This window comes from Bradyrhizobium sp. USDA 3315 (assembly GCF_054056795.1).
In genome coordinates this window covers 7894257-7920817 of sequence record NZ_JBSRYP010000001.1, presented here as the reverse complement: position 1 = coordinate 7920817, position 26561 = coordinate 7894257, and the positions used below count along the sequence as shown (strand labels likewise).

The following is a 26561-nucleotide window of genomic DNA, read 5'->3' as shown; positions in this document are numbered from 1 at the left end:
CCCACCGCTCTTTATGGGTCTCCTGGTTGATCATCTTTTTTCGGCCTTCCGCCCCCAGCAGCGGCCGGGATCGGTGGCGTGACCAAAATAACTTTGTAGTACTTCGCGCCGTCAGGGTCCGTCTCCTCAGCTTGCAGCACAAACTGATCCGCTGCTCCCTTTACTGACGTTCCGTCTATGGCATCGAACTCAATTCGGTCGTAACGGCCGCCGGTGCTAGAAGCTCCGGTCAAGCCTGTGTAGATCGCATCGCAGACAGCTACATGATTTGCAGCCGTTAAGGCGTCAAGCCCACTAATATTCGCCTTGTCGATGAACCAAGTCCATCTTGATATCGCGTTCGGCGCGGCCTTATCCTTGTTCTTGACTGGAAGAAAGCATTTGTTGTCGGGCCTGCGGGCGTGCCCGTGCTTTATATTGTTGGTGAGCCACAACAGGTCCTTATCTGTCTTGAAATACTCTTGGATCAACTGATTCTTGGGATCAACCATCGGATGTTGTGTACGAATGTCGTTAAGTCGGCTGCCACAAAATTCGTGATTGAAATGCTGGATGAGCATGCGTGTTCCGACAGTTCTGATCAGCGCTCCCATTTGCTCTCTCCAATGCCAGCAGACGAACTCTGCTGAATGCTAGAATAGAATTGAAGAACTCGTTCGTTCACCTCTTTATCGTCGCTATTTGCTCCGCATTGACATTGACGTTGCACCACGGCGATCTCGCAGGCACCTCGCAAGGTTAATCTTTTTGCTCTGCTACCAAACAGGCTAGGCATGCCTGAAACTGCAGCCCAATGGTCCGCTTGCGCTTCGCTAGTCATCCAGGTCATGGCCGGGTCGTAGGGCGCTCCCCCAAGATGGTGTCCCGTCTCATGTGCCAAGGCGAGCGCCAATCCGGCGCGCGTAATAGCAGGCTGCCGCACGAAACCGCCATAGAGATAGACGTTGCGCTGCTCTCCCAGTCGCCAAGCCTGCGCGTTTATTAGTGGCGAGTCCCAGATCAAGGTGTATGTGATCTGCGGAAATTTCCTTGCAAAACGGACGACGAGTTCTTCGGTCAAACGCTTGCGCCGCGCGTCTGCTTTGCGCGCGGCCTGTTGGACTTCAATGGGCCAATCCAAAAAGCACATACTGAAAAACTTCCGGCACAATAAAAACATTCTCCTCAAAGCTAGCGACAGAAGCAATCGCTAAGTTGAGGGAGCAGATGATGCGCCCCAACGTTGAGGTAGGATGGGCAAGAGGCAATCATGGCAGTAGTTATTGCGTCTAGCCCGTTGGGTTTGATCGGAAATCGGGTTTTACGGCGCGGGGCGGCTAGGCCAATTTATTGGGCTTTGCCGCGGCGAGAGCCTTGATGGCTCTCGCCCGCAGTCTGGTCTGGTCTAGTCGGCCGATAGAGGGGCGCCGGTCAAGGACCAGCTTTCTCCGTCAAATGTCGCAATCCGCAGAGCTCTGAAGGGTGTGTAGTCTCCGGGCCGGGTACTGATCGCGACGCCAGGGAGCATCATCGGCAATCGTTCGCCATTCAGCGAGGTAGCCTGCTTCATGAGGCTCTCGCGGGTCAGGTCGTCGCCGCATTTGCGCAGAGCCAGCTCCACAGCGTGCACGTTCATATAGGCCACGAGCACGGAATAGTCGTCCGGATTGGCTGAAGGTGCGTACGCCTTCAGGAACTCCTTGTAGGCCTTGACTTCATCATCATTTGCCCAGGCTGGATCGCCCGGTTGCTTGAGGAATTGCGTTGTGACCAGTCCTTTCGATGCTTCGAGGCCTGCGGGCTTCAGGATAGTTTCGACCGACGCGGTCGAGCCGCCGATCACGTGCAGGGGCTTCCAGCCGAGCTCGTAAACCTTGCGGATCGATTGCGCGGCGGCCTTCGACGACGACTGCTCGATCAGGGTGTCGACGCCGGCGGCCTTCAGCTGCACGATCTGCGAGTCGATCGTCGGATCGGCGAGCTCGTAGGAGGCCTGGGCGACGATCAGCTCGGCCTTCGGACCGAGGCCGGCGCGGAGGCCCTTCAGGTAGTCCTTGCCATAGTCGTCATTCTGATAAAGCACGCCGATTCTGGCGTCCGGCTTTACGGTGAGGATGTATTTGGCGACGACGCGGCCTTCGGTTTCGAAGTCGGGATAGAGCGGGATCGTCCAGGGAAAGGCCTTGGGATCGTTGAAGCGGCGTCCGCCGGCGGTGATGAACAGCTGCGGCACCTGCTTGGCGTTCAGGTATTTCTGGATCGCGACGTTGGGCGCGGTGCCGATCGTGCCGACCTCGGCCAATATGCCGACGTCCTCGATCAGCTTGCGCGATTGTTCGACCGCCTTCGGCGCGCTGTAGGCATTGTCGAGCTGCGTGAAGTTGATCTTGCGGCCGTTGATGCCGCCTTTGGCATTCAGCATCTCGAAGTAGCCGACCACCGCCCGCCCGGCGCCCGCGCCGAACGCGGATGCGGGACCACTCAGCGGCGTCGATTGGCCGAGCTTGATCTCGGTATCGCTGGCACCGGGACCGTAGGCTTTCTGAGCATAGGCAGGTACCGCCAGCAGTGCTGACACCGCGCCGGCTATCAGCGCCCGGTTGATGATGTGGTTCAAGTTCGTTCCTCCCTGCAATTGCTTCTTCTTGAAATCGATCCGCGCTAGCGCAGCAGCTCGCGGGCGATCACCACGCGCTGGATCTGGTTGGTGCCTTCAAAAATCTGGGTCAGCTTGGCATCGCGCATCATGCGTTCGACCGGATAGTCCATCGTGTAGCCGTAGCCGCCGAAGATCTGGACCGCGTCGGTCGTCACCTTCATCGCCATGTCGCTGCCGACACATTTGGCCATGCTGGCAAGCACGTTGAGCCGCTTCCAGTCGCCGGCATCGCCGGCGCGGGCACATTCGTAGACCAGCGCGCGGGCCGCCTCGATCTGCATGGCCATGTCGGCGAGCATGAACTGCACGCCCTGGAACTCGGCGATCGGTTTCTTGAATTGCTTGCGCTCCTTGGCGTAGGCGACGCAGGCATCCAGTGCGCCTTGTGCGAGGCCGACGGATTGCGCGCCGATGGTCGGCCGGTTGAGGTCGAGCGCGCGCATCGACGCGCGAAAGCCCTTGCCTTCCTCACCGACGAGGTTTTCCGCGGGAACGCGGACATTGTCGAAGAAGATCGGCGTGTTGGGCGCGCCGCGAAAGCCCATCTTGCGCTCGTGGCGGCCGAACGTGATGCCCGGCATTCTCTTCGGCTCGACGATGAAGGCGCTGATGCCGTCCGCACCGGCGCCGTCACTGGTTCGCGCCATGACCACGATGTAGTCGGCCGCGACACCATAGCTGCACCACTGCTTGCGGCCGTTCAGGACATAACTATCGCCGTCCTTGCGGGCGCGGGTGTTGAGCGCGGCGACGTCGGAGCCGGCCTGCGGCTCCGAGATCGCGATTGCCGTGACCACGCCACCCTCGGCGATGATCGGCAGATACTTCTTGCGCTGCTCCTCAGAGCCGAAATGCAGCAGCGGCATGATGAACATGGTGTTGAGCGCGGCGATCGACGCACAGGCAGGGGAGACCTTGGAGATCTCCTCGCGCGCGATGCAGGCCATGGTCAGGTTGCCATTCGGGCCGCCATAGCGCTCCGGCACCCAGAGCTGCATCAGTCCCATCTCGCCGAACAGCTTGACCAGTTCGAGCGGGAAGCGGTCGGTTTCGTCGATCTCGGCGGCGATCGGCGCCACGTGCCTGGCGACCATTCTGCGCACGTTGTCGCGGAACGCGACCTGCTCCTCGGAAAAACTCATGCGAACTCCCGTTTCGTTTTCTTTGCCGGAAGCTAAAAAAGGGCTTCCATTGAATGGGTGATCCATTTAATAATTCACCGCATGAGCACCAAGTCAAGCCCTCGCGCGCCGCGGCGCTCCCGTGCCGCCTCGCCGAGCCGCCGGGAGCGGGCCACCGATCATCGTGCGGCCGGCTCGCCGGCCGCGCCGACATTCAAGCCGATTCACACCAGGCGGACGTTCGAGGAGATCTGCGAGCGCATTCGCGAGCAACTCGCGCTCGGCGTGCTGAAGCCCGGCGACAAGCTGCCGGCCGAGCGCGAGCTGGCTCAGCAGCTCGGCGTCAGTCGGAATGTGCTGCGGGAAGCATTGCGCAGCCTCGAAATGGCCGGCGTGCTCCGGCTGCAGAAGGGCGTCAAGGGCGGCGCCTTCATCCAGCAGGGCGACACCCGCCGCATGAACGAGGTCATGCGCGACATGCTGAGCCTCGGCACGATTTCGGTGCGGGAATTGTCGGAGGCGCGGGTCCACGTCCTCGACCTCGTGGTGCAGTTGGCTTGTGCCAATGCCCGCCGGGCCGATCTCGATGCATTGGAAGCCAATATCGAGCGGACGGAGCTTGCGACCAAGGAGGGGCGGCTGCTCGACCGGGTCGAATGTTCGCGCGAGTTCTACAAGCTGCTGGCGGCCTCGACCGGCAACAAGGTGATTGCGATGATCGTGGACTCGGTCACCGAGATCCACATGCGCTTCGTCTACGCCAAGGTCGCTTCCAGCGGGGTCGCGATGGCACGGCTGGCCGAGAAGCGGCGGCAATTCCTGGCAGCCCTCAGCGAACGGAACGTCGATCTGGCAAGCCGATTGCTGCGATCGCATCTGGAATCCGTGCAGCGCATGCTCGAGCAGGATCCGGGCGCCATGTCGCTTCACGTCGCATTGGCGGATGTGCAGCCCGGGATGCGCCGCTAGCGCGCGCCTGCGTTGCCAATAATCAACAACTCAAACAGCGAAACAATGGAGGCAAACGTGTCCAATTACGCCAAATATGAATGCCTGACGGTCGAGGTCGCGGACAAGGTCGCGACCGTGACCTTGAACCGCCCGCAGGCGCGCAATGCCATCAATCAGAAGCTGATCCGCGAGTTGCGCACGATCTGGGACGACCTCGCCGACGATCACGCCGTTAATGCCGTGGTGCTGACCGGGGCGGGCGACTTCTTCAGCGTCGGTGGCGACGTCAAGGCGATGTCCGAGCGGCCCGGCGGCGACGTGCTCGAAGAGGGCGAGGTACACGATCCCATGATCAGCCGCCGCGGAGTCACCCGCCAGCTCGAGCTCGACAAGCCCATCATCGCGGCGATCAATGGCGATGCCATCGGCCTTGCGGCGACCCATGCGCTGCTTTGCGACATCACGGTGATGGCGGAAGACGCGCGGATCGGCGACACCCACGTCTCGCGTGTTGGCCTCGTCGCCGGCGACGGCGGCACAGTGATCTGGCCGCTGCTGGTCGGCATCAACAAGGCCAAGGAATTCCTGATCCGCGGCACGCTCCTGAAGGGAAATGAGGCGGAGCGGATCGGGCTGGTCAATCATGTCGCGCCGCGCACGGAGGTGTTGGCCAAGGCCCGCGCGATCGCGGTCGAGCTCGCCAACGGTCCGACCTGGGCCATTCGCTGGACCAAGCTGTCGATCAATCAGATCGTCAAGGAGCGCGTCAACATGCTGCTGGAGGCGTCGATGGCGCTGGAGCAGGTGACGTTCGAGACTGCCGACCACAAGGAAGCGACTATGTCGTTCAAGGAGAAGCGGAAGCCCAGATTCGGCCAGGCATAGCGCGGGCCTCACCATGGCGGCGATCGAAGCGTCGAATGACGATGTCGCAGGAATGCTGCGCGATTCCTTGCGCGGTTTCCTGGACGAGCATTGGCTTCCACTCGGTTTGGCCGCATCGTCCTCGCCGGACGAGGTGTCGGCGATCTGGCGCAAGCTCGTTGGGCAGGGCGTCGCCGCGCTTGGTGCGGAGAGCGGCGAAGGCGGGCTCGCCGAAATCTTCGTCGTCATGGCGGAACTCGGCCGGGCCGGCTGCACGGCGCCGATGTGGTCTGCGGCGCTCGCTAATCTTGCGATCTCCGGATCGCAGGTCGACGTCGCGGTGGATCTGCTGGAGCGGCTGCAGTCCGGGGAGGCGACCGTCGCCTTCTCATTCGGTGCGCTGGATCCGGACGCCCGCACAGGAGCGGTTGAGGTCACGGACCTCAAGGCAAAGGGCGTGCTTCGTTTTGTCGAGGCTGCCGGAGACGCGACGCATCTTCTGGTCGTTCTAGACCAGGCCCAGCTTGGGCTGATCAATCTTGACGGTTCCGGTGTCGAGTGCGTCGCAACCCGCGCGATGGGAGCGTGGGGACTCTACGAGGTCCGGCTGAACGAAGCGCCGCTCACGCGCATTCCCATAGATACGGTCGATCTCGACCATCTCCGCATCAAGGGCAGAGCGATGTTGACCGCGCGTGCCTATGGCGCTGCGCGGCGTGCCTTTGAGCTCGCCGTGGACTACGCCAAGGAACGGCACCAGTTCGGGCAGCCGATCGGCAGGTTCCAGGCCATCCAGCACAAGCTGGCCGACTGCCTGATTGCGCTCGAAGGCGTCAGGTTGATCCTCGACCATGCCGCCAGACTGCATGACGGCGGCGAGGGCGGCTGGCGCTACTTCGCCGATTGCGCATCGGCGTTCTCCGGTCATGCGCTGCGGCAGGTGTCGCTGGAGGTCCAGCATACGTTCGGTGCGATCGGTTATGCCGAAGAGCACGAGGCGCCAATCCACTTCAAGCGCGTGCATCTCGATACGATCGCGCTTGGCGGCGCCTCGGATGCCAAGAGCAGGCTGGCAGCGCGGCTGCTGGATGCGGGCGGCGTCGGGCTGCCGCAATATGACCTCGGGGCCGCTGGAAATGCGTTTCGCGAGCAGATCCGGCTCTGGCTCGAGCAACACTGGACTGGAGATACGAAGCAAGCATTCGACGGAAGACCCTTCGCCAAGCGTGAGTTCGATGCCGGCTTCGCCCGCGACATCGGTGAGACCGGATGGATCGGGCTCGGATGGCCAGAGCAATTCGGCGGCCAGGCGCGCTCGCCGCTGGAGCAGATCGCCTTCACGGAGACGATGGAGCGGGGCGAGGCGCCGCGGATCGGCGCGGCGATCCAAGCCAATGCGCTGATGATGTTCGGCACGGCAGCGCAGCAGCAGAAATACCTTCCGGAAATCCTGCGTGGCGAAGCGATGCATGGCATGGGCTACAGCGAGCCGCAGGCAGGGTCGGACCTTGCCGCGCTGCGCACCAGTGCGGCCAGGGACGGCGATCACTGGGTGATCAACGGCCAGAAGATCTGGACCACCACCTGGTGGGGCAAATACATGTTCCTCGCCGCGCGGACCGACAAGGACGCGAAGCCGCCGCACGCGGGCATCAGCATGTTCATCGTGCCGATGGATGCGCCGGGCATCACGATCCGTCCATCAGCAACCATGTATGATGGCACGTTTGCCAATATCTTCTACGACAACGTCCGCATCCCCTCGGAGAACCTGGTCGGCGAGGTCAATGGCGGTTGGAAAGTGTTGACCGGCGCGCTGGCCTTCGAGCGCGGGCTGGTTGGTGGCGGGATCGTCCTGAAGGTCGCGCACGCCTTCGAGCAACTGCGTTCGCATGTGATGGCGAAGCAAGGTGATCGGTCTCTCGCCGATGATCCAATCATCCGCGACAGGATGGTGACCTTGGCGTCAGAGATCGAGATCGGCCGTCTCTTGATGATGCATTGCGCCGAGCTTGCCGCCGACGGCGTGACGCTGCCGGAATATGGCGCGATCAGCAAGGTGTTTTCCGGTGAGCTGATGGAGCGATTCGGCGAGGCCGCGCTCGACATCCTTGGCATGCGGGCCGCGCTGTCCGAGCAGATGCCGGGCGCGATCGACAACGGTCGCTTCGAGCAAAACCTGCGGCATTCGCTGATGTGGGTCATCAGCATCGGGACCAACGAGATTCAGCGCAGTCTGATCGCGCAACGCGCGCTCGGACTGCCGAGATAGGAGAGATTGGATGCAGAAGGATGGCGTCAGGGCGCCGCTCGCCGGCGTGCGCGTGCTCGATTTCTCGATCATGGTGGCAGGGCCGTATTGCGCGCGGCTGCTCGCCGATGTCGGCGCCGAGGTCATCAAGATCGAGCCTCCGGAAGGCGATGACATGCGGTTGCGAACGCCGCTGCGGGAAGGCCACAGCACCTATTTCGGCCAGCTCAATGCCGGCAAGCGTAGCCTGGCGCTGGACCTGAAGAATGCCGACGCCATCAGGCTCGTACATCGCATGGTCGCGGAGGCGGACATTCTCGTCGAGAATTTCCGCCCTGGCGTGATGGACCGCCTTGGTCTTGGCTACGAGACGCTCTGCGAGATCAACCCGCGCCTCATCTATTGCTCGATCTCGGGTTATGGCCAGTCAGGCCCAGCAGCCGAGCGCGCGGCTTATGCGATGATCGTCCATGCCGAGAGCGGATTCGATCACTCCCTGATGCGTTATGCCGGTGACCGGGAGCGTCCCGCGCCGGGCGCGATCTTTGTCGCCGATATCCTCGGCGGCATCTTCGGCTATTCCGCGATCCAGACCGCGATGGTCCAGCGAACGCGCACCGGGAAAGGACAGCGCGTCGATGTAGCCTTGATGGACTGCATGATGAATCTGCTGGTCTATGAGCTTCAGGAGGCGCAATTCCCGATCCGTTCGCCGCGCCCGACCTATGGGCCGGTCCGCGCGCGCGATGGCGATATTCTGATCGCCCCGGTCACGCCGCGTAATTTCGCGGCGCTGTGCGAGGTGACCGGGCAGGAAGAGCTGGTGAACGATCCGCGCTTTTCGACCATTCCAGCGCGCGGCGCCAATTGGACCGCCATGATGCAGGTGATCGAGAAATGGACCGAACGCCACACCGTTGCTGAATGCATCGCGGCGCTGGATCGCGCCGGTGTTCCCTGCGCCGAGTACCGGACGCCGGGCGCGGCGCTGACCGATGCCCATTTGCGCCAACGTGGGGTGTTTGGGACCGTCTCGGACGGGGCAGGTGACTTCATCGGCGTCAATGCGCCATGGCAGATGTCCGGGGCCGATACGCCGATGGGACGTCGAGTTCCCGGGATCGGCGCGCAGCGGGACGATGTGCTGTCGCGGATCCTGGGCCTGTCGCCGGACGCAATCGCGACGCTCGCCGCTGCGGGCACGTTCGGGAAGGTGCAGGCGTAGGGCCGCTGGACGCCGGCGATTTCACGTATCGGCCGGACTGTCCGGCGGCGGAGCCTTCGCGATCGCCAGCAGGCATTTCAGGAAATGCGCGCGGTCCTCCTTGCGAAGGGGGGCCAGCATGATGTTTTGCAGCTCGGCGGCGGCCGGAATGACGGCGAGAAGCGCTTCCTCGCCTTTAGCCGTGATCTGCACCTGGAGCGAGCGGCGGTCGTCCGGATTGTCTTTCTTCGAGACCAGTCTGCGCGCGACCATGCGCTTCAGCATTTCGCTGAGCGTGTTGCGGTCGCAGCTGATCCGTTCGGCCAACACGGAGGGGGTTAGAGGACCTAACTGATACAGCGCCATCAGCACACCGAACTGCCGCGGCGTGATATCGCTCTGGCGCGTCATGCTTTGATAGAGCCCATCGTAGCGGGCCTCCAGCAGACGCAACAGGAATCCGACACCACCCTCGAGCTGCCAGTCGCGTGCAACGTCTGCCGCCGAGGTTGTCTGCTTGCCTTTATCGGCTGCCATGCCGTTGTCTGGATCCCAGCTGCGTTCTGCGAATTGCGTCCTAGCCGTTAGCAGCTTGGCTGATCGTCCTCAACCCTGTGGCGAACCACGTCACCAGCCTCTTCTGAGGGAGACAGGGTCGCCCTCGGCTCTTGTCAGCCTTCCGATAATGTAGTACGTATACGTATCAAATGCGAGCGAAGACGTCGTTCAGGGAGGTTGAAACTTGGACCTGCGTGAGCTGCTGTCGATTCCCTATTTGCTTGAGGCGGAGGCAGTCGAAACCGAGCCGGGGCAGTGGCGGGTTCGCCTTGCCTATCCGGAGCTGCCGGGGTGCACGGCTGAAGCCGCCGTCGTCGAGGACGCTCTGCGCGAGCTCGAGCGGCGGCGCATCGAATTGATTGTCGGCCTGGTGGAGGAGGGCAAGCAACCTCCCATTCCACGCCAGCCGCTCACCGCATCCCGATCCGCTCTGGACCGCCCAGGATCTCGGACTGTCTGACCGTGTCGCCGCGCTTCTCGGCGGCGCGGCAGGCCCGGCCACACGCAATTGAAGGAGGCAACCCCATGCTCTCGCGCGAAGACAATGAACGGCTGGTGAGGGTCGGCAAGGGAACGCCACTCGGCGAACTTTTCCGCCTGTACTGGATTCCTTTCCTGCCGTCGGCTGATCTCGCCGCGGACGGGCAGCCGAAGCGCATCCGGCTGCTGGGCGAGGATCTCGTCGCCTTTCGCGATTCCGAGGGGCGCATCGGGCTGGTCGACCAGGCCTGCCCGCATCGCGGAGCGCCGCTGGTCTTTGCGCGAAATGAGGATTGCGGGCTGCGCTGCGTCTATCACGGCTGGAAATTCGACGTCACCGGCGCCGTGACTGACATGCCGGCAGAGCCAGTGCGCAGCCGCCTCAAGGAGCGGGTGCGGATCAAGGCCTATCCCTGCAAGGAGCGCAACGGGATGATCTGGACCTATATGGGTCCCGACCAGGCTGAGCTTCCGCCGCTGCCGAACCTCGAATGGAATCTGGTGCCGGCCGAGCAGGTGCACATCTCGGTTCGCGTCCAGGAGTGCAATTGGCTGCAGGCGGTCGAGGGTGAGATCGATTCGGCGCACGCGCCGCTGCTTCATGGACGGCTGGATGCGCAGGGCACGACGAGCGCCTGGATCCAGAAGCGCGACCTGCGCCCGACCTTCGAATGCATCAAGCAGGATTTCGGCATGAGCATCGCCGCGCGGCGCAATTACGATGCCAACACGCTGTACTGGCGGGTCAACCAGTTCCTGCTGCCGTTCTATACGCTGGTGCCTCCGCTGTCTCCGTTCCCGGATTTGAGCGGGCACGCCTGGGTCCCGATCGATGACGAGAACACGCTCTGCATCATGTTCTCCTATCATCCATCGGAGCCGCTGCTGGAGAAAACCCGGCAGGTCTTCGCCGAAGGACACAAGGGCCGCGAGAGTGGTCATGCCAGCCGCCACGCGCTCGTCCAGCACCCGGTGACGGTCCCATACGCAGGCTACTGGACGAAATACAATCCGCAGAACGGCTTTCAGTTCGACTATGAGGCGCAGCGGACCACCTGGTTCTCGGGCCTGCCGGGGCTCTGGGTGCAGGACGGCGCCTGCCAAAGCGGCGTCTCGCCGATCTTTGATCGCACCAAGGAGACGCTCTGCTCAAGTGATACCGGCATCGCGATGACGCGACGTTTCATTCTTGAAGCGCTTGGCGCCTATCGCGATCACGCGATCAAGCCCAAAGGAGTCTTGGACCCGGACGTGTTCATGGTGCGAGCGGTCTCGCTGCGGTTGCCGCCGGAGGATTTGTGGGTTGACGTCGGCGCGCCGTTCATGCGTGCGAAGCTTGGCGCCGATTTCGGGTACGAGCTGTGAGCGCATTCAAACACACGGCTGGTACGCTGGAGGTGCTGGTCAAGCGTATCGGATATGAGGCCGAGCGGATCAATTCGTATGAGCTGATTGCCCCGACGGGCGGCGAACTGACGCCGTTCACGGCCGGGAGCCACATCGACCTGCATCTGCCGAACGGCATGATCCGCAGCTATTCGCTGGTAAACGACCAATGCGAGCGGCACCGGTATGTCATCGCGGTGAACAGGGATGGCGAGAGCCGGGGTGGGTCCAGCTTCGTCCACGACACCGTCGGGGTCGGGAACATCATAAGGATCTCCGAGCCGCGGAATAACTTCGCGCTCCGTGAGGAGGCCGACCATTCTGTCCTGATCGCCGGGGGCATCGGCATCACGCCGCTGCTGTCGATGATCCGACGGCTTGAGGCGCTTGGACGTCACTGGGAGCTGTTCTATGCCGCGAGGACGCGCGCCGCTGCCGCATTCCTCGACGAACTCGGCACGTATCGATCGAGGGTACATCTCGATTTCGACGACGAGCGATCGGGACGGGTGTTCGATCTCCCGGCGCTCGTCAGGAACGCTCCGCCTCGCGCGCATCTCTACTGTTGCGGTCCGGTGCCCATGCTCGAGGCGCTCGAGGCGGCGACGGCCGATCGCCCGGCCGATCACGTACATGTCGAATATTTCAAGGCCCGGGAAGCTCCAGCCACCGAAGGTGGCTTCGACGTCAAGCTGGCGCGAAGCAACCGCACCATCGCAGTCGAGGCCGGCAAGACCATTCTCGATGCGCTGCTGGAGGCCGGGATCGCCGCGAACTATGCCTGTACCGAAGGTGTCTGCGGCACCTGCGAGACGCGCGTGCTCGAGGGCATACCCGACCATCGCGACCAGTTCCTGAGCAACGAAGAGCAGGCGGCGAACAAGAGCGTCATGATCTGCTGCTCGGGCGCCAAGTCCCGGACGCTTGTGCTCGATCTCTAACACAACAACATACGACGGGTGGAAACAATGAAGTATCTTTCGCAGATAGCCGGAATAGCTCTCCTGGCCTTTTGTGCCGGTTCGCCGGCGACGGCGGTCGCCGCGCGGTCTCTGAAGATCGGCGTGCTCAACGACGCGTCCGGCCCTTACTCGGACAATGCCGGCGAAGGTTCGGTGACAGCGGCCAAAATGGCGGCCGAGGACTTCATGCGGCTTCATCCGGATTTCAAGGTCGAGATCGTCTCGGCGGACCACCAGAACAAGGCTGATGTCGGCGCCGCCATCGCGCGCCGCTGGATCGATCAGGAGAAGGTCGATGCGGTCGCCGACGTGCCGAACTCGGCCGTTGGGCTGGCGGTCAACGAGGTCATGCGCGGCACCAAAGCGGCGCTGATCGCATCGAGCGCGGCGTCGTCCGACCTGACCGGGAAATACTGCTCACCCAATACGATTCAGTGGACCTTCGATACCTGGGCGGCCTCTCACACCATCGGCGCCTATCTCGTGCATCACGGCGGCAAGAAATGGTACTTCATCGCCACCGACAATGCGCTCGGCAAATCGATGGTGCGCGACGGAACGGCGGTGATCGGTGCCGGCGGCGGGACCGTTCTCGGATCGGTCAATGTACCGATCAACAATGCGGACTATGCCTCGTTCATCCTGCAGGCCGAAGGCTCGGGCGCCGACGTGATCGCGTTCGCGACCGCCGGTGGCGACACCGTCAGCCTGATCAAGCAATCCGCCGAGTTCGGGCTGAAGCAGAGCGGGCGCACCTTCGCCGCGCTATTGACCACCACCAACGATGTCGAGTCTAGCGGGCTTGCGGTCGGGGAGGGGCTGATCATCACGCAGCCGTTCTACTGGGACCTCGACGATGCCAGCCGCGCCTGGTCGGCCAAATTCGGCGAGCGGCAGCATGGGCAGTCGCCGACCGCCTTCCACGCCGGCGTCTATTCCTCCGTGCTGGCCTATCTGAACGCGGCGCTGGCGGCGGGAACCAATGACGCGCCGGCCGTGATCCAGAAGCTGAAGGAGAAGCCGATCGATGACGCTTTGTTCGGGCCGGTCGTGGTGCGCGCCGACGGCCGCGCCATCCACAACATGTACATCTTCAAGGTGAAGAGCCCGAGTGCCTCGAAGAGCAAGTGGGACCTGCTGGAGCAGGTCGGCGCGCTGTCCGGGCCGGAAGCCTTCCGGCCGCTCGACCAGGGCGGTTGCTCGCTCATCGACCCGCCGAAGAGCAATTGACGACGACGGCCGCGATCCTTGGATCAACACTGCTCAAATTGACGGATATCCCGATGCTGGATCAGCTTGAAGCCGACTTCCCCGAGCACACGCCTCGTCCCGCCGGCGCGCCAAGAGCGCTCGAGGGGATCCGGGTGATCGATTTCTCGCATTTCATCGCGGGGCCGTTTGCCACCATGATCCTCGCCGACATGGGGGCCGAGGTGATCAAGATCGAAGCGCCGGGCCGCGGCGACGATCTGCGCCGTTATCCCCCGGTGCATCCCGATCTCAGGCACGGTGCGCCGTTCCTGTGGACCAACCGGAACAAGCGCAGCGTCGCCCTCGATCTCAAATCCCTGGAGGGCCTGAAGATCGCGCGCGAGCTGATCGCGACGGCGGACGTCCTTGTCGAGAATTTTTCTGCGAGCGTGATGGCACGGCTGGGGCTCGACTACGAGAGCTGCCGCAAGATCAAACCCGAGATCATCTACTGCTCGGTGTCGGCCTATGGCCGCGACGGGGCGTTTTCGGACCGGCTTGGCTTTGATCCGATCGCGCAGGTCGAGAGCGGCTTCGTGTCGATGAACGGCTATGCCGACCGCGAAGGCGTGCGGGCTTTGTCGCCGGTGATGGACATCAGCACTGCGATGATGGCCAGCAATGCGATCCTTGGCGCCCTGTTGGCGCGCGAGCGCAGCGGGCACGGCCAGGCCATCGAGGTGTCATTGTTCGAGAACGCCGTCCTGATGACCGGCTACGCGACCACGCAGTCGCTGTTCAGCGGTGCCGATCCGAGGCGAAGCGGCAACACCAGCCCGGACACGTGTCCGTCGGGTGTGTTCCAGGCCAGCGATTGTTCCTTCTATATCAACTGCGGCAACGACAAGATCTTCCAGCGCCTGACGGCGCAGGTTCTCGAGCGCGAGGATCTCGCGGGGGCCGAAATCTATGCAACCGGCCCCGATCGAATCCGCCGGCGCGAGGAGTTGTTCGCGATCCTCGGCGATGCCTTTGCCCGGCAGCCCTGGTCGCACTGGCAGTCGCGGATGCGGGCGGCCGGCGTGCCCTGCGGCCAGCTGCGCACCGTCGGCGAGGCGATCCGTTCGCCCGAGGCGAGGGAGCGCGGGATCGTCACCCGGATCCCGCATGAGACGGTGGGGTGGGTGCCGAACGTGAACCTGCCGATCCGGTATTCGCGGACACCGATCGTGGATCCCGTTGCGGCACCGGCAGTTGGGCAGCACACCGAGAATGTGCTGCTTGAGTTGCTCGGCTACGACAAGACGGAGATCGCGCGCCTTGCCGGAGGCGGAGCCTTCGGCAGCGAGGCTTCGCGACAGGATGCCAAACCGTGACCGGGCGCGCGCGAGACGAGCGGACGCTGCGGGGCCGTGTGGCCGTGATCGGGATCGGTGAAACCGAATATTATCGTCATGGCGCTTCTCCCGATCCGGAATTCAAGCTCGCGTTGAAGGCGATCCTCACGGCTTGCGAGGATGCCGGGCTCGATCCCCGCGAGATCGATGGCTTCTCGTCCTACAGCGACGATCGCAGCGAGGCGTCACGGCTGGCTGCGGCGCTGGGTACGCATCGACTGCGCTCCGCGACCATGCAATGGGGCGGAGGCGGCGGCGGTTGCAGCGCGGCGGTTGCCAATGCGGCCGCCTCGATCGTCGCGGGCCTTGCCGATTGTGTCGTGGTGTTCCGCTCATTGGCGCAGGGCCAATATGGCCGTTTCGGACAGGCAGCCGGGATTCACACCGTTTCGGGCGAACGGTCCTATCTGATGCCCTATGGGGTGCTGGCTCCCCCGCAGCGCTTTGCCATGCGGGTGCAACGCTACATGCACGAGCATGGCGTGCGACAGGAGGCTTTGCGCGCGATTGCGCTCGCCTCCTATCATCATGCCCAGGCCAACCCGCGCGCGGTGATGCGAGGCAAGCCGCTGGATATCGAGAAGTACGATGCCTCGCGCTGGATCGTGGAGCCCTTCCATCTTTACGATTGCTGCATGGAAAATGACGGCGCAGCGGCATTGGTGCTGGTATCGGCAGAGCGCGCCAGCGACTTCCGGCACAGGCCGGCCTATCTGCTCGGTGCGGCCTTCGGATCCGGACATCGTGCGGCGGCAACGGCGCACAATGCGCCGCTCTACGCCACCGCGAACTTCGGCACCGTTGCATCCGATTTGTACCGCATGGCCGGGGTAGGGCCGTCAGATGTCGGTGTGGTCCAGGCGTACGAGAACTTCACCGGCGGTGTCGTGATGGCGCTGGCGGAGCACGGCTTCTTCAGGCCCGAGAAGGCCAACGACTTCCTGACCTTCGACAATTTGATCGCTCCATCCGGGAGGCTCCCGCTCAACACCAGTGGCGGCAACCTTGCCGAATGCTACATGCACGGCTTTGAGCTGGTGCTTGAAGCGGTTCGTCAGGTGCGTGGCGCGTCGGCGAGCCAGGCTCGACGAAATGATGTGGCGCTGGTGATCGGCGGCCCGATGGTGACGCCGGCCAGCAACCTCATTCTGGGTTCAGAGGCGACGCTATGAGTGGGTCTTCACGTGCGCACTATCTTCCTGCCGGGTTGCCCATTCCGGTCAGTGACCCAGATGGGCTTTCGGCGCCGTATTGGATGGGCCTGCGGGAAAACCGCCTGCTGGTGCAACGCTGCGCCCGCTGCCGTTCCTGGCAGTTCGGGCCTGAATGGATTTGCCACAATTGTCATTCCTTTGACCTTAGGTGGACGGACGTCGAGCCGACCGGCCGCATCTACAGTTGGGAACGCGTGTGGCATCCGTCACACCCGGCGCTAAAGCAGCACGGCCCGTATCTCGCGCTGCTCGTCGAGCTACCACACGCCGGTGGCGTGCGCATGGTGGGTAATCTGCTGGGCGATCCGCGCCAGACCGTGGTCATCGGAACTGAGGTTGGAGGAGTCTTCGAACATCACCCGGAGTCCGATCCATCCTTTTCGTTGCTGCAATGGCGGCTGAAGCAAGGCGCTGACCGGGTGGACGGTCACTCGACCGGCTAACAAGTTTTGTGGATTGGCAAGAATAATCCAGACGCAGACGAGCCGGACCCGGTGTGTCGACGTTATTTCTCTTGGCTTAAGCTGGCTCAAACGAGCGCAGGATGGATGGGGCGAAAGTTCAAGTATTGCTGTGACTTAGAAGATCGCTTGAGCAGCGAGAGATCAAGAAAAATCCATCGCCAGCTAGATGACGTTGGATGCAGGACCGAAGGCGGGCAATCAATAACGGCCACCGTCGCGCTTCTGCTGGGCGATCCAATCCGACAACGTCTTTTTCGGCGTCGGCGCTGAGGTCCGGCTTGGCGATGTTCTCGGGTTCTCGCCCGCGCCCCTTGCCGAGCGGGCTCGCTGCTTATCCGTCCGGTTCAAGGCAGCACTCGAACTTTCTGCAGCTTCCTTCTCAAGACGCAGCTTTTTCAATCGCGCCATCTTGTCGCGTTCCGCATCTGCTTCGGGTCCCTCGGACAAGAGCGTCCTTTGCTGAGCATCCTCCGCCGAGACCACGATGCCCACAACCGTCGTCTCTCCAAGCGCCTTGCAAGCTTCGAGCCGCTGTAGTCCCTCGACCAGAACGAAGCGGTCTTCGTCGGGCCTGACGAGAATGGGGGTTTGTTGTCCGATTTCCAGAATGCTTCCAGCGATCTCCTCGACGACTTGAGGCTTGATTGCCTTCCTTCTTTTCACGGGAACGTAGATCTTCTCGATTGGGAAGCTTTCCGGCTTGGGCATAACGTCTACTCCGCTGTACAGGCCCGTCCGAAACGTATGCCGGGGAGGCAGATTTTAAGAATGAACCGCGCGGCTGCAATGGCAATCTTAGCGCGCCGAGGCTTGATCGGTGCGGGAGCCGGGCGCATTCTGAGCGGTGCAGCGCCAACGCGTGATTGTCCGGCGAGCGGTTGCAGTGAGAGTAGGCTATGCGCCTTGTTTCCATCCAGGATCACGACGCGATCCGTGTCATCACCTATGCTAACGCCCCATTCGGCACCATGACGGCCGTCGGGGCGGCTGAGATGTTCGATGCGGTAGCCGCTGCAGGGATGGCCCTATCAGTCCGGGTCATTGTCATTACAGGGGGCCTACCTGGCATCTTCATCCGTCACTACGACGTTGCGGAACTCTCCGAGGCCGCTGATGCGATTGAGCGCGGAGCGTCTCGCGCCCCGTCGTCGCCTGGTCCTCGGCCACCTGGTTTCCACGCGCTGACGGATGCGATTGCAGCCGTCGACAAGCCGGTCATTGCGGCAATCAATGGCCTGTGCATGGGAGGTGGCTTCGAGCTTTCGCTGGCATGCGACCTGCGCATCGCCGGGAGCAGTGTTACGGCGATCGGGCTTCCGGAAACGCGCATCGGCATCTTTCCGGGTGGTGGCGGTACACAGCGTTTGCCCAGGATCGTTGGAGAGGCCAGGGCGCTCGAGATGATCCTTCGTGGCCTGACAGTGACGGGACAGCGCGCGCACGAAATCGGAATTGTGCATGAGGTCGTCGCCGATCCGCTCGCGCGTTCCCTTGAGATCGGCGCTGAGCTATCGGGCCGAAGTGCCGAAGGCCTGGCCTTTGCCAAGCGCCTTACCCGGTCAGCTCTCGACCGTCCGTTGGCCGAAGGCCTGGCTGACGAGCGCAAAAGCTTTTCCACCGTGATGAGGACAGCTTCGGCTCGGGAAGGCCTGCGGGCCGGCCGACCACCAGCCGAAATCCAGAAGCTCTAATGTCACACGGCTCCTCTTGAGGTAGCCGGACGCTCGCACTCGAGGGCTTCCCGGTGAGCTTGAAACGTGGCTCACGAGGGCTGAAAGTCTTAATCTCCCAACGAGAGCACCTCGCAGCTATGCTTGAGCGGGGATGGCGCCATGGCGTAAGGGTACACGACCATGCTCATGATGAGGTCAGTCCTCAGGTTCACGACGGGGCGTTATCTTCAGCGCAAGAGCTTCAAATTGCCGGTCAGCGACCGAACCCATTTCTCGGGCCCGTAGAAGCCCAAGCCGTCAATCGTCTCGTTCGAGAGCGCGCGCAGCGGAAATTCGGCGAGATAGTCCTCAAAGCGGTGGAGTCCCCTGGCGAATTGAGGAAAGGGGACCAAAACGGCGCCGCTCGCCAATGGCTGCGCGCGCGTCAGCAGTACGGACAGCGCTTCGGGCGTGGCTTGCAGAATTGGTACCGGACGGTTTGCACTGGTCCAGACGGTGAGCCCGTTACCGTCGGTCAAGAGGTTTCCTCCGAGGTCCGGCTCTGCGGCGCCGATACCGATGCTCAAGGCCGCAACTGTGTTCGCAATCAACCCAAGCGGCAAGGCTGGATTCACAACAATGGCGATGCGCGCGCTGGCGGTATTCATTCGGAAACCATTCCTGCAGCCGGGTAAGTCCCAGTACACCTCGATGCTTCCCTGCCGAGAAGCTTTCCCTGATCGTTGCTGCAGTCATTCGATCAAGATGTCTGGCGCTAGCTGGCTGGCAGGATCTATTGCATAGACCGACAGGTCGTCGACACCCCGCGCACGCAAAACCTCCTCGTCGATCAAGGTCTTGCCCGAAAATGCGCGACTGTCTTGCGTAACGATAAAGTGTGCCGCATCGGCCATGATTGAAGGCGAGCGGCTGCGGCGATAATCCGACTGGTAGTGCACACGCACGGCGTCGGTCGCAATCATGGTCTTTGGCCAAAGAGCATTAGCGGCAATTCCAAACGATCGAAATTCCTCGGCCAGCGCCAGAGTGTACATCGTCATGCTGTACTTCGAGGTGGCGTACGCCGGATACTTGCCGAGCCAGATTGCCGACTTCGGCAGTGGCGGTGACAAGGTGAGAACGTGGGGATTTGACGACCGCTTCAGGTGCGGTACAGCATGATAGGCACAGATGTAGGTCGCCCTGCCGTTCACGGCACTCAGCAAATCGAACTTTTTGGCCGGAGTATCGAGCAGGCCGGTCGGACTGATGGCGCTGGCATTGTTCACGAGGATGTCCAACCCGCCGAATTCCTGAACCGTCCTTTCGATGGCGTTTGCGAGCGCATCGGCGTCGCGTACATCGACACGGAGGGGAAGGGCGGCGGTACCGAGCTTACGAATGTCCTCGGCCACTGTATGGATAGTTCCGGGAAGAGTTGGATGGGGCTCGCTCGATTTGGCCGCGAGCGCAACTCGCGCTCCTTCCGATGCGAATTTGAGCGCAATCTCCCGGCCTATGCCGCGGCTCGCGCCTGTAATGAAAACGACCTTACCGTCCAGGGATCCCATTTTCTCACTCTCCTGCGAATATCGGCGGCCGCCTATCGTTGAACGCCTTCATGCCCTCGCGAAAGTCCGCCGAGGAGGCGCAGTCGACGAATGAAGCTAGCTCGGCCGACAGTTGTTCGTCGAACGTTGCGGTATCGGCGCTCCAGACCAGGGCTTTCACCGCACGGCTTGCGGCGGGCGAGTTATCGGCTAGCGCCCGCGCCATTCGGGTCAGCTCGGCCTCGAGCTCCTGCTCTGCACATACTCTCGTGATCAATCCGCGCGACAGTGCCTCGCTTGCGCTTATGCGGTCAGAGAGGAGCATCAACTCCAGCGCTCGCCTTGGCCCCGCGAGGCGCGTCAGCGAGTGACTCATGCCGCCATCGGCGGGAACGCCCAGCCGCCGGTAGGCCACTGAAAAATGCGCCGTGTCGGCGGCTAGAACGAAATCACAGGCCAACGCCAGGGACATTGCTCCGCCGGCGCAAGCCCCGTGCACCGCGGCGATAGCCGGCTTTCCTGAGCGTCTCAGTGAAACGAGTGCGTCGTGGAAAGCAGTGATGATGTCCATTGCAAGCCGCGGGAAGGTGGCGCCGGCAGCGGAGAAAGCTCGTAGGTCTCCGCCGACCGAGAAATTTGCTCCGCGGCCTCGGATGACGACAACCTTGACGCTGGCGTCACCTTCGAGGTCGAAGGCAGCTGCCCTGAGCGCAGTCGCCAGCCCGAGCTCGACCCCATTGCCTCGCTCCGGCCGGTTCAGCCAAATCGTCCCGATCCTGTCGGCAACGACGAGTTCGATTGGAGATGGTGCTGTGGTCACGAACTGATCGTCCTTCTGATGTTCGGCAATGATTTGCCTTACTTGTTTCCCAAAATCCCGCCCGGCCAAGCAGTGGCCTTCGCTCGCTCTTTGCGCCGATCAGGTCGTTTCACTTCTTGAGAAGCGCGCACTTCGATTCGCTGACAGGCCGATAGGCGTCTTCACCTCGGATTGTCTTGACGATCTCGAGATAGTCCCACGGCTCCTTGGAATCTGATGGCTTCTTTACGCGCGCCAGGTACATGTCACGGATCACCCGCCCGTCCTCGCGCAGCCTGGCGCCATGTACGAATGTGTCCTCGACCGGAAGTTCGCGCATCTTGGCCATGACCGCGGCGGGATCATCTGTTCCGGCGGCCTTGATCGCCTTGAGATAGTGCAGCACGGAGCCGTAGACGCCGGTGTGAATCATGGTCGGCATGACGTTGGTCCGGGCGAAGAACCTCTTTGACCAGGCGCGGGTCTTGTCATCCATGTTCCAGTAGGAGGCCGTCGTCATGTAAGTGCCTTGTGCGGCCTGCAGGCCGACAGCGTGCACGTCGGTATCGAACATCAGCAGGCCAACAAGCTTCTGGCCGGCCTGAACCAGGCCGAATTCACCGGATTGCTTGATGGCGTTGTCGGTGTCCTGGCCAGCATTGGCAAAGGCCACAACATCCGCCTTGGAGTTTTGCGCCTGCAGTACAAATGACGAGAAGTCGGCGGTGTTGGTCGGATGCCGCACGTTGCCGAGGACCTTGCCGTCCAGCTCCTTGATGAAGCGCGTCGCGTCTTTCTCAAGTTGCTGGCCGAACGCGTAGTCGGCGGTGACAAAAAACCAGGACTTGCCACCCTCCTTGATGACAGCCGACGCCGTCACTTTGGACAGCGCGTAGGTATCGTAAGAAAAATGGACGGTGTTCGGGCTGCACAGCTCGTCGGTCAGGGAGCTCGCGCCCGGGCCGGAGAGCAGCGCAATCTTGTTGCGCTCCCGCACCATATTGTGAACGGCTATCGCAATTCCCGAGTTCGGAATGTCGGCGACTGCGTCGACCTTGCCGTTGTCGAACCAGTCGCGAACGATCTGCAGGCCCACGTCGGTCTTCATCTGGTGGTCGGCGCTCACGATTTCGATCGGCTTTCCGAGTACCGTCGGGCCGAACTCCTCAACGGCCATTTTTGCCGCCTCGACCGAGCCGGGACCGCTGTTGTCGCGTCCCCAGCTTGAAAGGTCCGTCAGCACGCCAATCCGGACCACGTCATTCGAGATTTGGGCCGACGCGGTCGACGCTGTCGCAACGATGATGGCCAAGGCCAAGATATTCCTCTTCACGTGTGCTCCCTCATTTTCTTTCATTGGACAGTGGAGTGTTGGTCACGCGGGCAGGATGTCTGCGCGACGAAGCCAAAACACAGATGTTGCAGCTACCCGTTTTCGAAACGTGGCGCGCGTTTCTCCAGAAATGCGTTGATACCTTCGCGTGCATCGGCGTGCGTCAGCAGGAACGGAAACCCATCGATTGCGTGGCGCATCTCGTCGCCGCCGAGACCGCGATTGTAGAAGGACTTGGCCATCTGCACAGCAAGGCGGGGCTGTGAGGCGATGCGCTCCGCGAACGCGATTGCGTCGGAGAGAAGGCGTTCGTCGGGAACGACGCGGGATACGAGTCCAAGGCGGCTCGCTTCCGCGGCGTTGACGGGGTCGCCGAGCATGCTCATTTCCTTGGCTTTCGCGCGCCCAACAATGTCCTGGAGGCGCACGATAGCGAAGCCAGGCAATAGGCCTAGCTTGATCTCGGGTACGGCGAAGCGGGCACTCTCGGCCGCCAGGATGAAGTCGGATGCGATGGCAAGCTCGAATCCACCGCCATAGGCGATCCCGTTCACGGCAGCGATCACCGGCTTGAGTGCGCGTTCCGGAGCGCTCAGGACCTCCATGGCGTCGATGAAGAAGGCGCGCGCTTTCTCCGGATCGAAATCGAAGGTACCGATATCGGCGCCGGCGCAGAATGCTTTGCCGCCGGCACCGGTGATGATGCTGACACGTACCCCATCGTCCTTGTCGGCCCGTTGCAGGCCCTCACGTATGCCTGCGCGAATGCCGGCGGTCAGTGCGTTCAGCTTTTCCGGTTCGTCGAGCGTCAAGATCGCGATCTTGCCGCGGACGACGTAATTCACGCTTCCTAATCGCAACATATGCTGTCCTGATCGTTCATAAGGCGGCTACTGCGGGATGAGTTCGGGCTCGACGATGGCGACGACGGCGTTTCGCTCGACGGTATCGCCGGGTTTGAAGTGGACGGCGGTCACCACACCGTCCACCTCGCTGGCGATGCGCAATTCCATCTTCATGGATTCCATGACGACGATCGGATCGCCTGCCTTCACGCGGCTGCCGACCTTGACGTTGATCTTCAACACGACGCCGGTCATCGGCGCGCGCAGTTCGCCGCTGATCTCGGCGCTGGCGCTGATGTATCTGAGGTAGGGGATCGCGGTCATGGTATGGGCGCGACGCGGATCGTGCACGAAGATCGCATGGTCTTTCTGGGTGATCCGCACCGTCTCGCAGCGCGCGTTGACTGCGGCAGCGAACATGTCATCGGCAAGCGGCGAAAGCTGCACCCGAATCCTGGCATCGTCCACGCCGATCAGCATCGAGCCGTCTGGCTGCAAGGGTGCAAAGCGGATCTCCGCGCTGTCGCCTGCGGTCTCGAGGTGGAGAATGGGGATCGGTGACAAGCCGTCATCGGCGGCCGCCATCTGCCAGCCGGTCAGGCTGCTGGACTGCCAGGGATTGCCGGAAGCGGCAGCGCGCTGCCGCTTCATCCAGAAATACGCACCAACCGCCAGCGCCTCCGGGTCAACGTCGCCAGCGGTGGCCGCAAGCGCATCGATCCGTTCGTCGATCAGACGGGTATGAAAAGTCGCGGCGCGGGTCGCGGGCAAGGCGATCAATCGACGGAGAAAATCCCGGTTGGTGACAACACCGAAGATCGAGGTTTCGCCGAGCGCGCGATCAAGTTGGTCGAGCGCCTGATCGCGGGAGGCGGCATGAGCAATCAGCTTGGCGAGCATCGAATCGTAATAGGGCGTAACGATCGACCCGCTTTCGACGCCAGTCTCGACCCGAATGCCGCTGGACGGGAACCTGACATGGGCGAGCTCTCCAGTGGATGGCATGAAGCTGTCATTCGGATCTTCGGCGCAGATGCGCGCCTCGATCGCGTGACCCTGGCACAACACTTCGCCCTGCTTCATAGGCAGGCCTTCGCCAGCGGCGATGCGGAGCATAGCCTCGACGATGTCGATGCCGGTAACCATTTCGGTTACGGGATGCTCGACCTGGAGCCGGGGATTGACCTCCAGGAAATAGTAGTCGGTGCCGGTGACGATGAATTCGACCGTGCCGACGCCACGATATCTGAGCCTGCGTCCGAGCCGGACGGCGTCGTCGAGGATACGCTGGCGTAAGGCGGAAGCCAGGTTGGCGGCTGGCGCTTCCTCGATCAGCTTCTGGTGGCGACGCTGCAGCGTGCATTCACGTTCGAACAGGTGGATCACGTTGCCGTCGCCGTCACCTGCGATTTGCACCTCGATGTGCCTGCCTTGCAGGATCAGTTTTTCGACGATCAGCCCTGCGTCACCGAAAGCATTCCTTGCCTCACGCATCGCGGACTCGATTTCGTCGCCAAGCCCGTCGTAGGTCGAGATCGCCCGCATACCCTTGCCACCGCCGCCGGCCGCGGCCTTGAGCATGACCGGCAGTTCGAGCCTGCGGACGATACGTTCGACTTCGAGGCGATCCTCGCTCGGAGCGTCGCTGCCGGGTACCGTGGGGACGCCGGCGGCGACAGCCTCCCGCTTCGCCGACGCCTTGTCGCCAAGTCGCTCGATGGTTTCCGGCGTCGGTCCGATGAACACCAGACCGGCTGCTTCGACCGCGCGGGCAAAGTCGGTGTTTTCCGCCAGGAAGCCGAAGCCAGGATGGATCGCCTCCGCGCCGGTGGTTTTCGCGGCGGCGATGACGGCATCGATCCGCAGATAGCTTTCCGAGGCCGGTGCGCCGCCGATCCCGATGGATTCACCGATCGCCCTGACGTGCAACGCGTCGGCATCCGCGGTGGAGTGCACGGTGGAGACCGCAACACCGAGGCGTTGGCAGGTGCGGGCGATCCGGCAGGCGATTTCGCCTCGATTGGCGATCAGAATTTTCCTGAACATGGCGGGTCCCCTGCGATTACATCCGGAACACGCCGAAATCGGTGTGCGGACGCGGGACGCGCCCGGCGAGGTCAAGCAACAGCGCCATCACGCTGCGGGTTTCGAGCGGATCGATCACCATGTCGCACCAGGTGTTGCGGGCGAAATTGTAGGCATTGGCGAAATCCTCGAACGTTCGCCGGGTCGGCGCCATGTAGGCCTCGCGCTCAGCGTCCGTCCAACTCGTTCCCTCGCGTTTGTGGACCTCGTCGCGAACCATCGCGAGCGTGGTTGCGGCCTGGTCGGGACCCATGATGGCGGAACGGGCATTTGGCCACATCATCATGGCATTTGGCCGGAACGCCCGGCCGCACATCGCGAGGTAGCCCGCGCCGTAGGCATTACCCATGATGAGCGTGTATTTCGGGACATTGGCGCTTGCCATTGCCGTAATCATTTTTGCGCCGTTCTTGGTGATGCCGCCTTCCTCGGCTTCACGGCCAACCATGAATCCCGTGACATCCGCCATGAACAGCAGCGGGATGTCGCGCTTGCAGCACAGCTCGATAAAGTGCGTCGCTTTCAGCGCGCTTTCGGAGAACAGCACGCCGTTGTTGCAGAGAATGCCGATCTCGAAGCCCATGATTCGCGCAAAGCCAGTCACCAGCGTATCGCCATAGAGCGGCTTGAACTCATGGAATTCACTGCCGTCGACGAGACGCGCAAGGACATCGCGATTATTGGTGGGAATGCGCGGATCCGAACTGATCAGGCCGTAGATTTCGTTGGGGTCGAAGTGTGGCTCGCGCACCCGGGCGACGGTCCGGGTTTGCCGGGGAATCTCGCCGAGACTGGCGACGATCTCGCGCGTGATGGCAATTGCATGGGCGTCGTTCTCGGCGAGATGGTCAGTGACACCGCTCACTCGGCTATGCATCTCGCCGCCGCCGAGTGCCTCGATGCCGACCTCTTCGCGGGTCGCCGCATAGACCAGCTGCGGCCCGCCGAGGAACATGGCGCCCTGGTTTCTGATGATGACGGTCTCATCGCTCAACGCGGGAATGTAGGCGCCACCCGCGGTGGAGGGACCGTGCACCACCGCAATTTGCGGGATGCCTTCAGCCGACATCCTGACCTGGTTGTAGAAGATCGAGCCAAACTGGCCATCGTCAGGGAAGATATTGGGCTGGTCGGGCAGGTTGGCGCCGCCGGATTGGACCAGGGTCACGCAGGGCAGGCGGTGCTGCCAGGCGAAGCGCTGCGCACGAACATGCTTCTTGCAGGTGATACCGTAATAGGTGCCGCCCTTTACGGTGGGCTCGTTGGCGATGATCATGCAGGGACGATCGGAGATCAATCCAACGCCGGTAATGATGCTGCCGCCGGGCGGCACGCCTTCGTACAGGCCGTCGCCGGCCAACTGACAGAATTCGAGGAACGGTGATCCGGGATCGATCAGCGCCGCGATTCGCTCGCGCGGCAGCAGCTGATCGCGTTCCTTGTGAAGCTTGCGTGCCCGTTCCGGACCGCCCAGTGCTGCCGCGGTCCGGCGCCGCCTGAGATCCGCAACGCGTTCGGCGTAGGCGCTGCGGTTGCGGGCGTAGTCCTCGGTCGAGGTGACGACGTCCGATTTCATGATTGCCATTGCGGGTGGTCCTGGCGGCTGCGCGGCGAGC

25 protein-coding genes are annotated in these 26561 nt (G+C 62.5%); 12 read left to right on the top strand and 13 right to left on the bottom strand.

Annotated features, from left to right (window positions below; translation table 11 throughout):
- Positions 1-11: 11 nt before the first annotated feature.
- The 4 genes from ACVIYL_RS37280 to ACVIYL_RS37265 form a co-directional block, all read right to left on the bottom strand.
- A complete protein-coding gene (locus ACVIYL_RS37280; RefSeq protein WP_225648231.1) occupies positions 12-593 on the bottom strand; it encodes a hypothetical protein in 582 nt (193 codons plus the stop codon).
- Positions 581-1129 carry a M48 family metalloprotease gene (locus ACVIYL_RS37275; protein ID WP_456780897.1) on the bottom strand — a complete coding sequence of 183 codons (549 nt, stop codon included), beginning with the start codon at positions 1127-1129 and terminating at the stop codon, positions 581-583. Before ACVIYL_RS37275 ends, ACVIYL_RS37280 begins: the two co-directional genes overlap by 13 nt.
- A gap of 255 nt (positions 1130-1384) precedes the next feature.
- Entirely contained in the window at positions 1385-2587 is a 1203-nt protein-coding gene (locus ACVIYL_RS37270; RefSeq protein ID WP_456781925.1) for an ABC transporter substrate-binding protein, read from the bottom strand.
- A gap of 53 nt (positions 2588-2640) precedes the next feature.
- Positions 2641-3780 carry an acyl-CoA dehydrogenase family protein gene (locus tag ACVIYL_RS37265; RefSeq protein WP_057017207.1) on the bottom strand — a complete coding sequence of 380 codons (1140 nt, stop codon included), beginning with the start codon at positions 3778-3780 and terminating at the stop codon, positions 2641-2643.
- A gap of 81 nt (positions 3781-3861) precedes the next feature.
- Here ACVIYL_RS37265 and ACVIYL_RS37260 point away from each other — a divergent pair, with 81 nt between their 5' ends.
- Genes ACVIYL_RS37260 through ACVIYL_RS37245 form a run of 4 tightly spaced genes read left to right on the top strand, consistent with a single transcriptional unit; the run spans position 3862 to position 9050 of the window.
- Positions 3862-4728 (top strand): FadR/GntR family transcriptional regulator, encoded by an 867-nt coding sequence (locus ACVIYL_RS37260; RefSeq protein WP_083714940.1) that lies wholly within the window; start codon positions 3862-3864, stop codon positions 4726-4728.
- Positions 4729-4785: 57 nt separating this feature from the next.
- Entirely contained in the window at positions 4786-5595 is an 810-nt protein-coding gene (locus ACVIYL_RS37255; RefSeq protein WP_456780896.1) for an enoyl-CoA hydratase/isomerase family protein, read from the top strand.
- A gap of 13 nt (positions 5596-5608) precedes the next feature.
- Positions 5609-7846: an acyl-CoA dehydrogenase gene (locus tag ACVIYL_RS37250; RefSeq protein ID WP_253609227.1), complete on the top strand. Its 2238-nt coding sequence runs from the start codon at positions 5609-5611 to the stop codon at positions 7844-7846.
- Positions 7847-7856: 10 nt separating this feature from the next.
- Positions 7857-9050 carry a CaiB/BaiF CoA transferase family protein gene (locus ACVIYL_RS37245; protein ID WP_253609226.1) on the top strand — a complete coding sequence of 398 codons (1194 nt, stop codon included), beginning with the start codon at positions 7857-7859 and terminating at the stop codon, positions 9048-9050.
- 21 nt (positions 9051-9071) lie between these two features.
- Here ACVIYL_RS37245 and ACVIYL_RS37240 read toward each other — a convergent pair whose 3' ends face one another.
- Positions 9072-9482, bottom strand: coding sequence for a MarR family winged helix-turn-helix transcriptional regulator (locus ACVIYL_RS37240; protein WP_225648240.1), 411 nt, complete (start codon positions 9480-9482; stop codon positions 9072-9074).
- Positions 9483-9771: 289 nt separating this feature from the next.
- Between ACVIYL_RS37240 and ACVIYL_RS37235 the strand changes: the two genes are divergently transcribed.
- The 7 genes from ACVIYL_RS37235 (at position 9772) to ACVIYL_RS37205 (ending at position 16660) form a co-directional block, all read left to right on the top strand.
- A complete protein-coding gene (locus ACVIYL_RS37235) occupies positions 9772-10047 on the top strand; it encodes a hypothetical protein (RefSeq protein ID WP_456780895.1) in 276 nt (91 codons plus the stop codon).
- Positions 10048-10112: 65 nt separating this feature from the next.
- The gene (locus ACVIYL_RS37230) at positions 10113-11432 is read left to right on the top strand and encodes a Rieske 2Fe-2S domain-containing protein (protein WP_141342321.1); all 1320 of its coding nucleotides are present in this window, start codon (positions 10113-10115) and stop codon (positions 11430-11432) included.
- The gene (locus ACVIYL_RS37225) at positions 11429-12394 is read left to right on the top strand and encodes a PDR/VanB family oxidoreductase (protein ID WP_253609223.1); all 966 of its coding nucleotides are present in this window, start codon (positions 11429-11431) and stop codon (positions 12392-12394) included. The genes ACVIYL_RS37230 and ACVIYL_RS37225 overlap by 4 nt, the downstream gene beginning before the upstream one ends.
- 27 nt (positions 12395-12421) lie before the next feature.
- A complete protein-coding gene (locus ACVIYL_RS37220) occupies positions 12422-13645 on the top strand; it encodes an ABC transporter substrate-binding protein (protein ID WP_253609222.1) in 1224 nt (407 codons plus the stop codon).
- A 53-nt stretch (positions 13646-13698) separates the two neighbouring features.
- Positions 13699-14982, top strand: a complete 1284-nt coding sequence (locus tag ACVIYL_RS37215; protein WP_057017215.1) for a CaiB/BaiF CoA transferase family protein — start codon at positions 13699-13701, stop codon at positions 14980-14982.
- Positions 14979-16175, top strand: coding sequence for a thiolase C-terminal domain-containing protein (locus tag ACVIYL_RS37210; RefSeq protein WP_456780894.1), 1197 nt, complete (start codon positions 14979-14981; stop codon positions 16173-16175). The genes ACVIYL_RS37215 and ACVIYL_RS37210 overlap by 4 nt, the downstream gene beginning before the upstream one ends.
- A gap of 83 nt (positions 16176-16258) precedes the next feature.
- Entirely contained in the window at positions 16259-16660 is a 402-nt protein-coding gene (locus ACVIYL_RS37205) for a Zn-ribbon domain-containing OB-fold protein (RefSeq protein WP_225648246.1), read from the top strand.
- 219 nt (positions 16661-16879) lie between these two features.
- On the opposite strand, the gene ACVIYL_RS37200 is transcribed toward ACVIYL_RS37205, so the two are convergent.
- Positions 16880-17389 (bottom strand): ParB N-terminal domain-containing protein, encoded by a 510-nt coding sequence (locus tag ACVIYL_RS37200; protein WP_253609220.1) that lies wholly within the window; start codon positions 17387-17389, stop codon positions 16880-16882.
- Between the two features lie 188 nt (positions 17390-17577).
- On the opposite strand from ACVIYL_RS37200, the gene ACVIYL_RS37195 reads away from it, so the two are divergent.
- Positions 17578-18372 carry an enoyl-CoA hydratase/isomerase family protein gene (locus ACVIYL_RS37195; protein WP_225648248.1) on the top strand — a complete coding sequence of 265 codons (795 nt, stop codon included), beginning with the start codon at positions 17578-17580 and terminating at the stop codon, positions 18370-18372.
- Positions 18373-18581: 209 nt separating this feature from the next.
- Here the strand turns inward: ACVIYL_RS37195 and ACVIYL_RS37190 are convergent, their stop codons facing one another.
- The 7 genes from ACVIYL_RS37190 to ACVIYL_RS37160 all read right to left on the bottom strand — a co-directional run bounded on the left by ACVIYL_RS37190 (position 18582) and on the right by ACVIYL_RS37160 (position 26530).
- Positions 18582-19001, bottom strand: coding sequence for a DUF2000 domain-containing protein (locus tag ACVIYL_RS37190; protein WP_057017218.1), 420 nt, complete (start codon positions 18999-19001; stop codon positions 18582-18584).
- A gap of 84 nt (positions 19002-19085) precedes the next feature.
- The gene (locus tag ACVIYL_RS37185; protein WP_225648249.1) at positions 19086-19904 is read right to left on the bottom strand and encodes an SDR family oxidoreductase; all 819 of its coding nucleotides are present in this window, start codon (positions 19902-19904) and stop codon (positions 19086-19088) included.
- 4 nt (positions 19905-19908) lie between these two features.
- Positions 19909-20772: an enoyl-CoA hydratase/isomerase family protein gene (locus ACVIYL_RS37180; protein WP_253609219.1), complete on the bottom strand. Its 864-nt coding sequence runs from the start codon at positions 20770-20772 to the stop codon at positions 19909-19911.
- A 40-nt stretch (positions 20773-20812) separates the two neighbouring features.
- Positions 20813-22015 carry an ABC transporter substrate-binding protein gene (locus ACVIYL_RS37175; protein ID WP_456780893.1) on the bottom strand — a complete coding sequence of 401 codons (1203 nt, stop codon included), beginning with the start codon at positions 22013-22015 and terminating at the stop codon, positions 20813-20815.
- A gap of 92 nt (positions 22016-22107) precedes the next feature.
- Positions 22108-22860 (bottom strand): enoyl-CoA hydratase/isomerase family protein, encoded by a 753-nt coding sequence (locus ACVIYL_RS37170; protein WP_253609217.1) that lies wholly within the window; start codon positions 22858-22860, stop codon positions 22108-22110.
- Positions 22861-22905: 45 nt separating this feature from the next.
- The gene (locus ACVIYL_RS37165) at positions 22906-24906 is read right to left on the bottom strand and encodes an acetyl/propionyl/methylcrotonyl-CoA carboxylase subunit alpha (RefSeq protein WP_253609216.1); all 2001 of its coding nucleotides are present in this window, start codon (positions 24904-24906) and stop codon (positions 22906-22908) included.
- A gap of 16 nt (positions 24907-24922) precedes the next feature.
- Complete coding sequence (locus ACVIYL_RS37160) at positions 24923-26530, bottom strand: carboxyl transferase domain-containing protein (protein WP_456780892.1); 1608 nt, start codon at positions 26528-26530, stop codon at positions 24923-24925.
- Between the last annotated feature and the right edge of the window lie 31 nt (positions 26531-26561).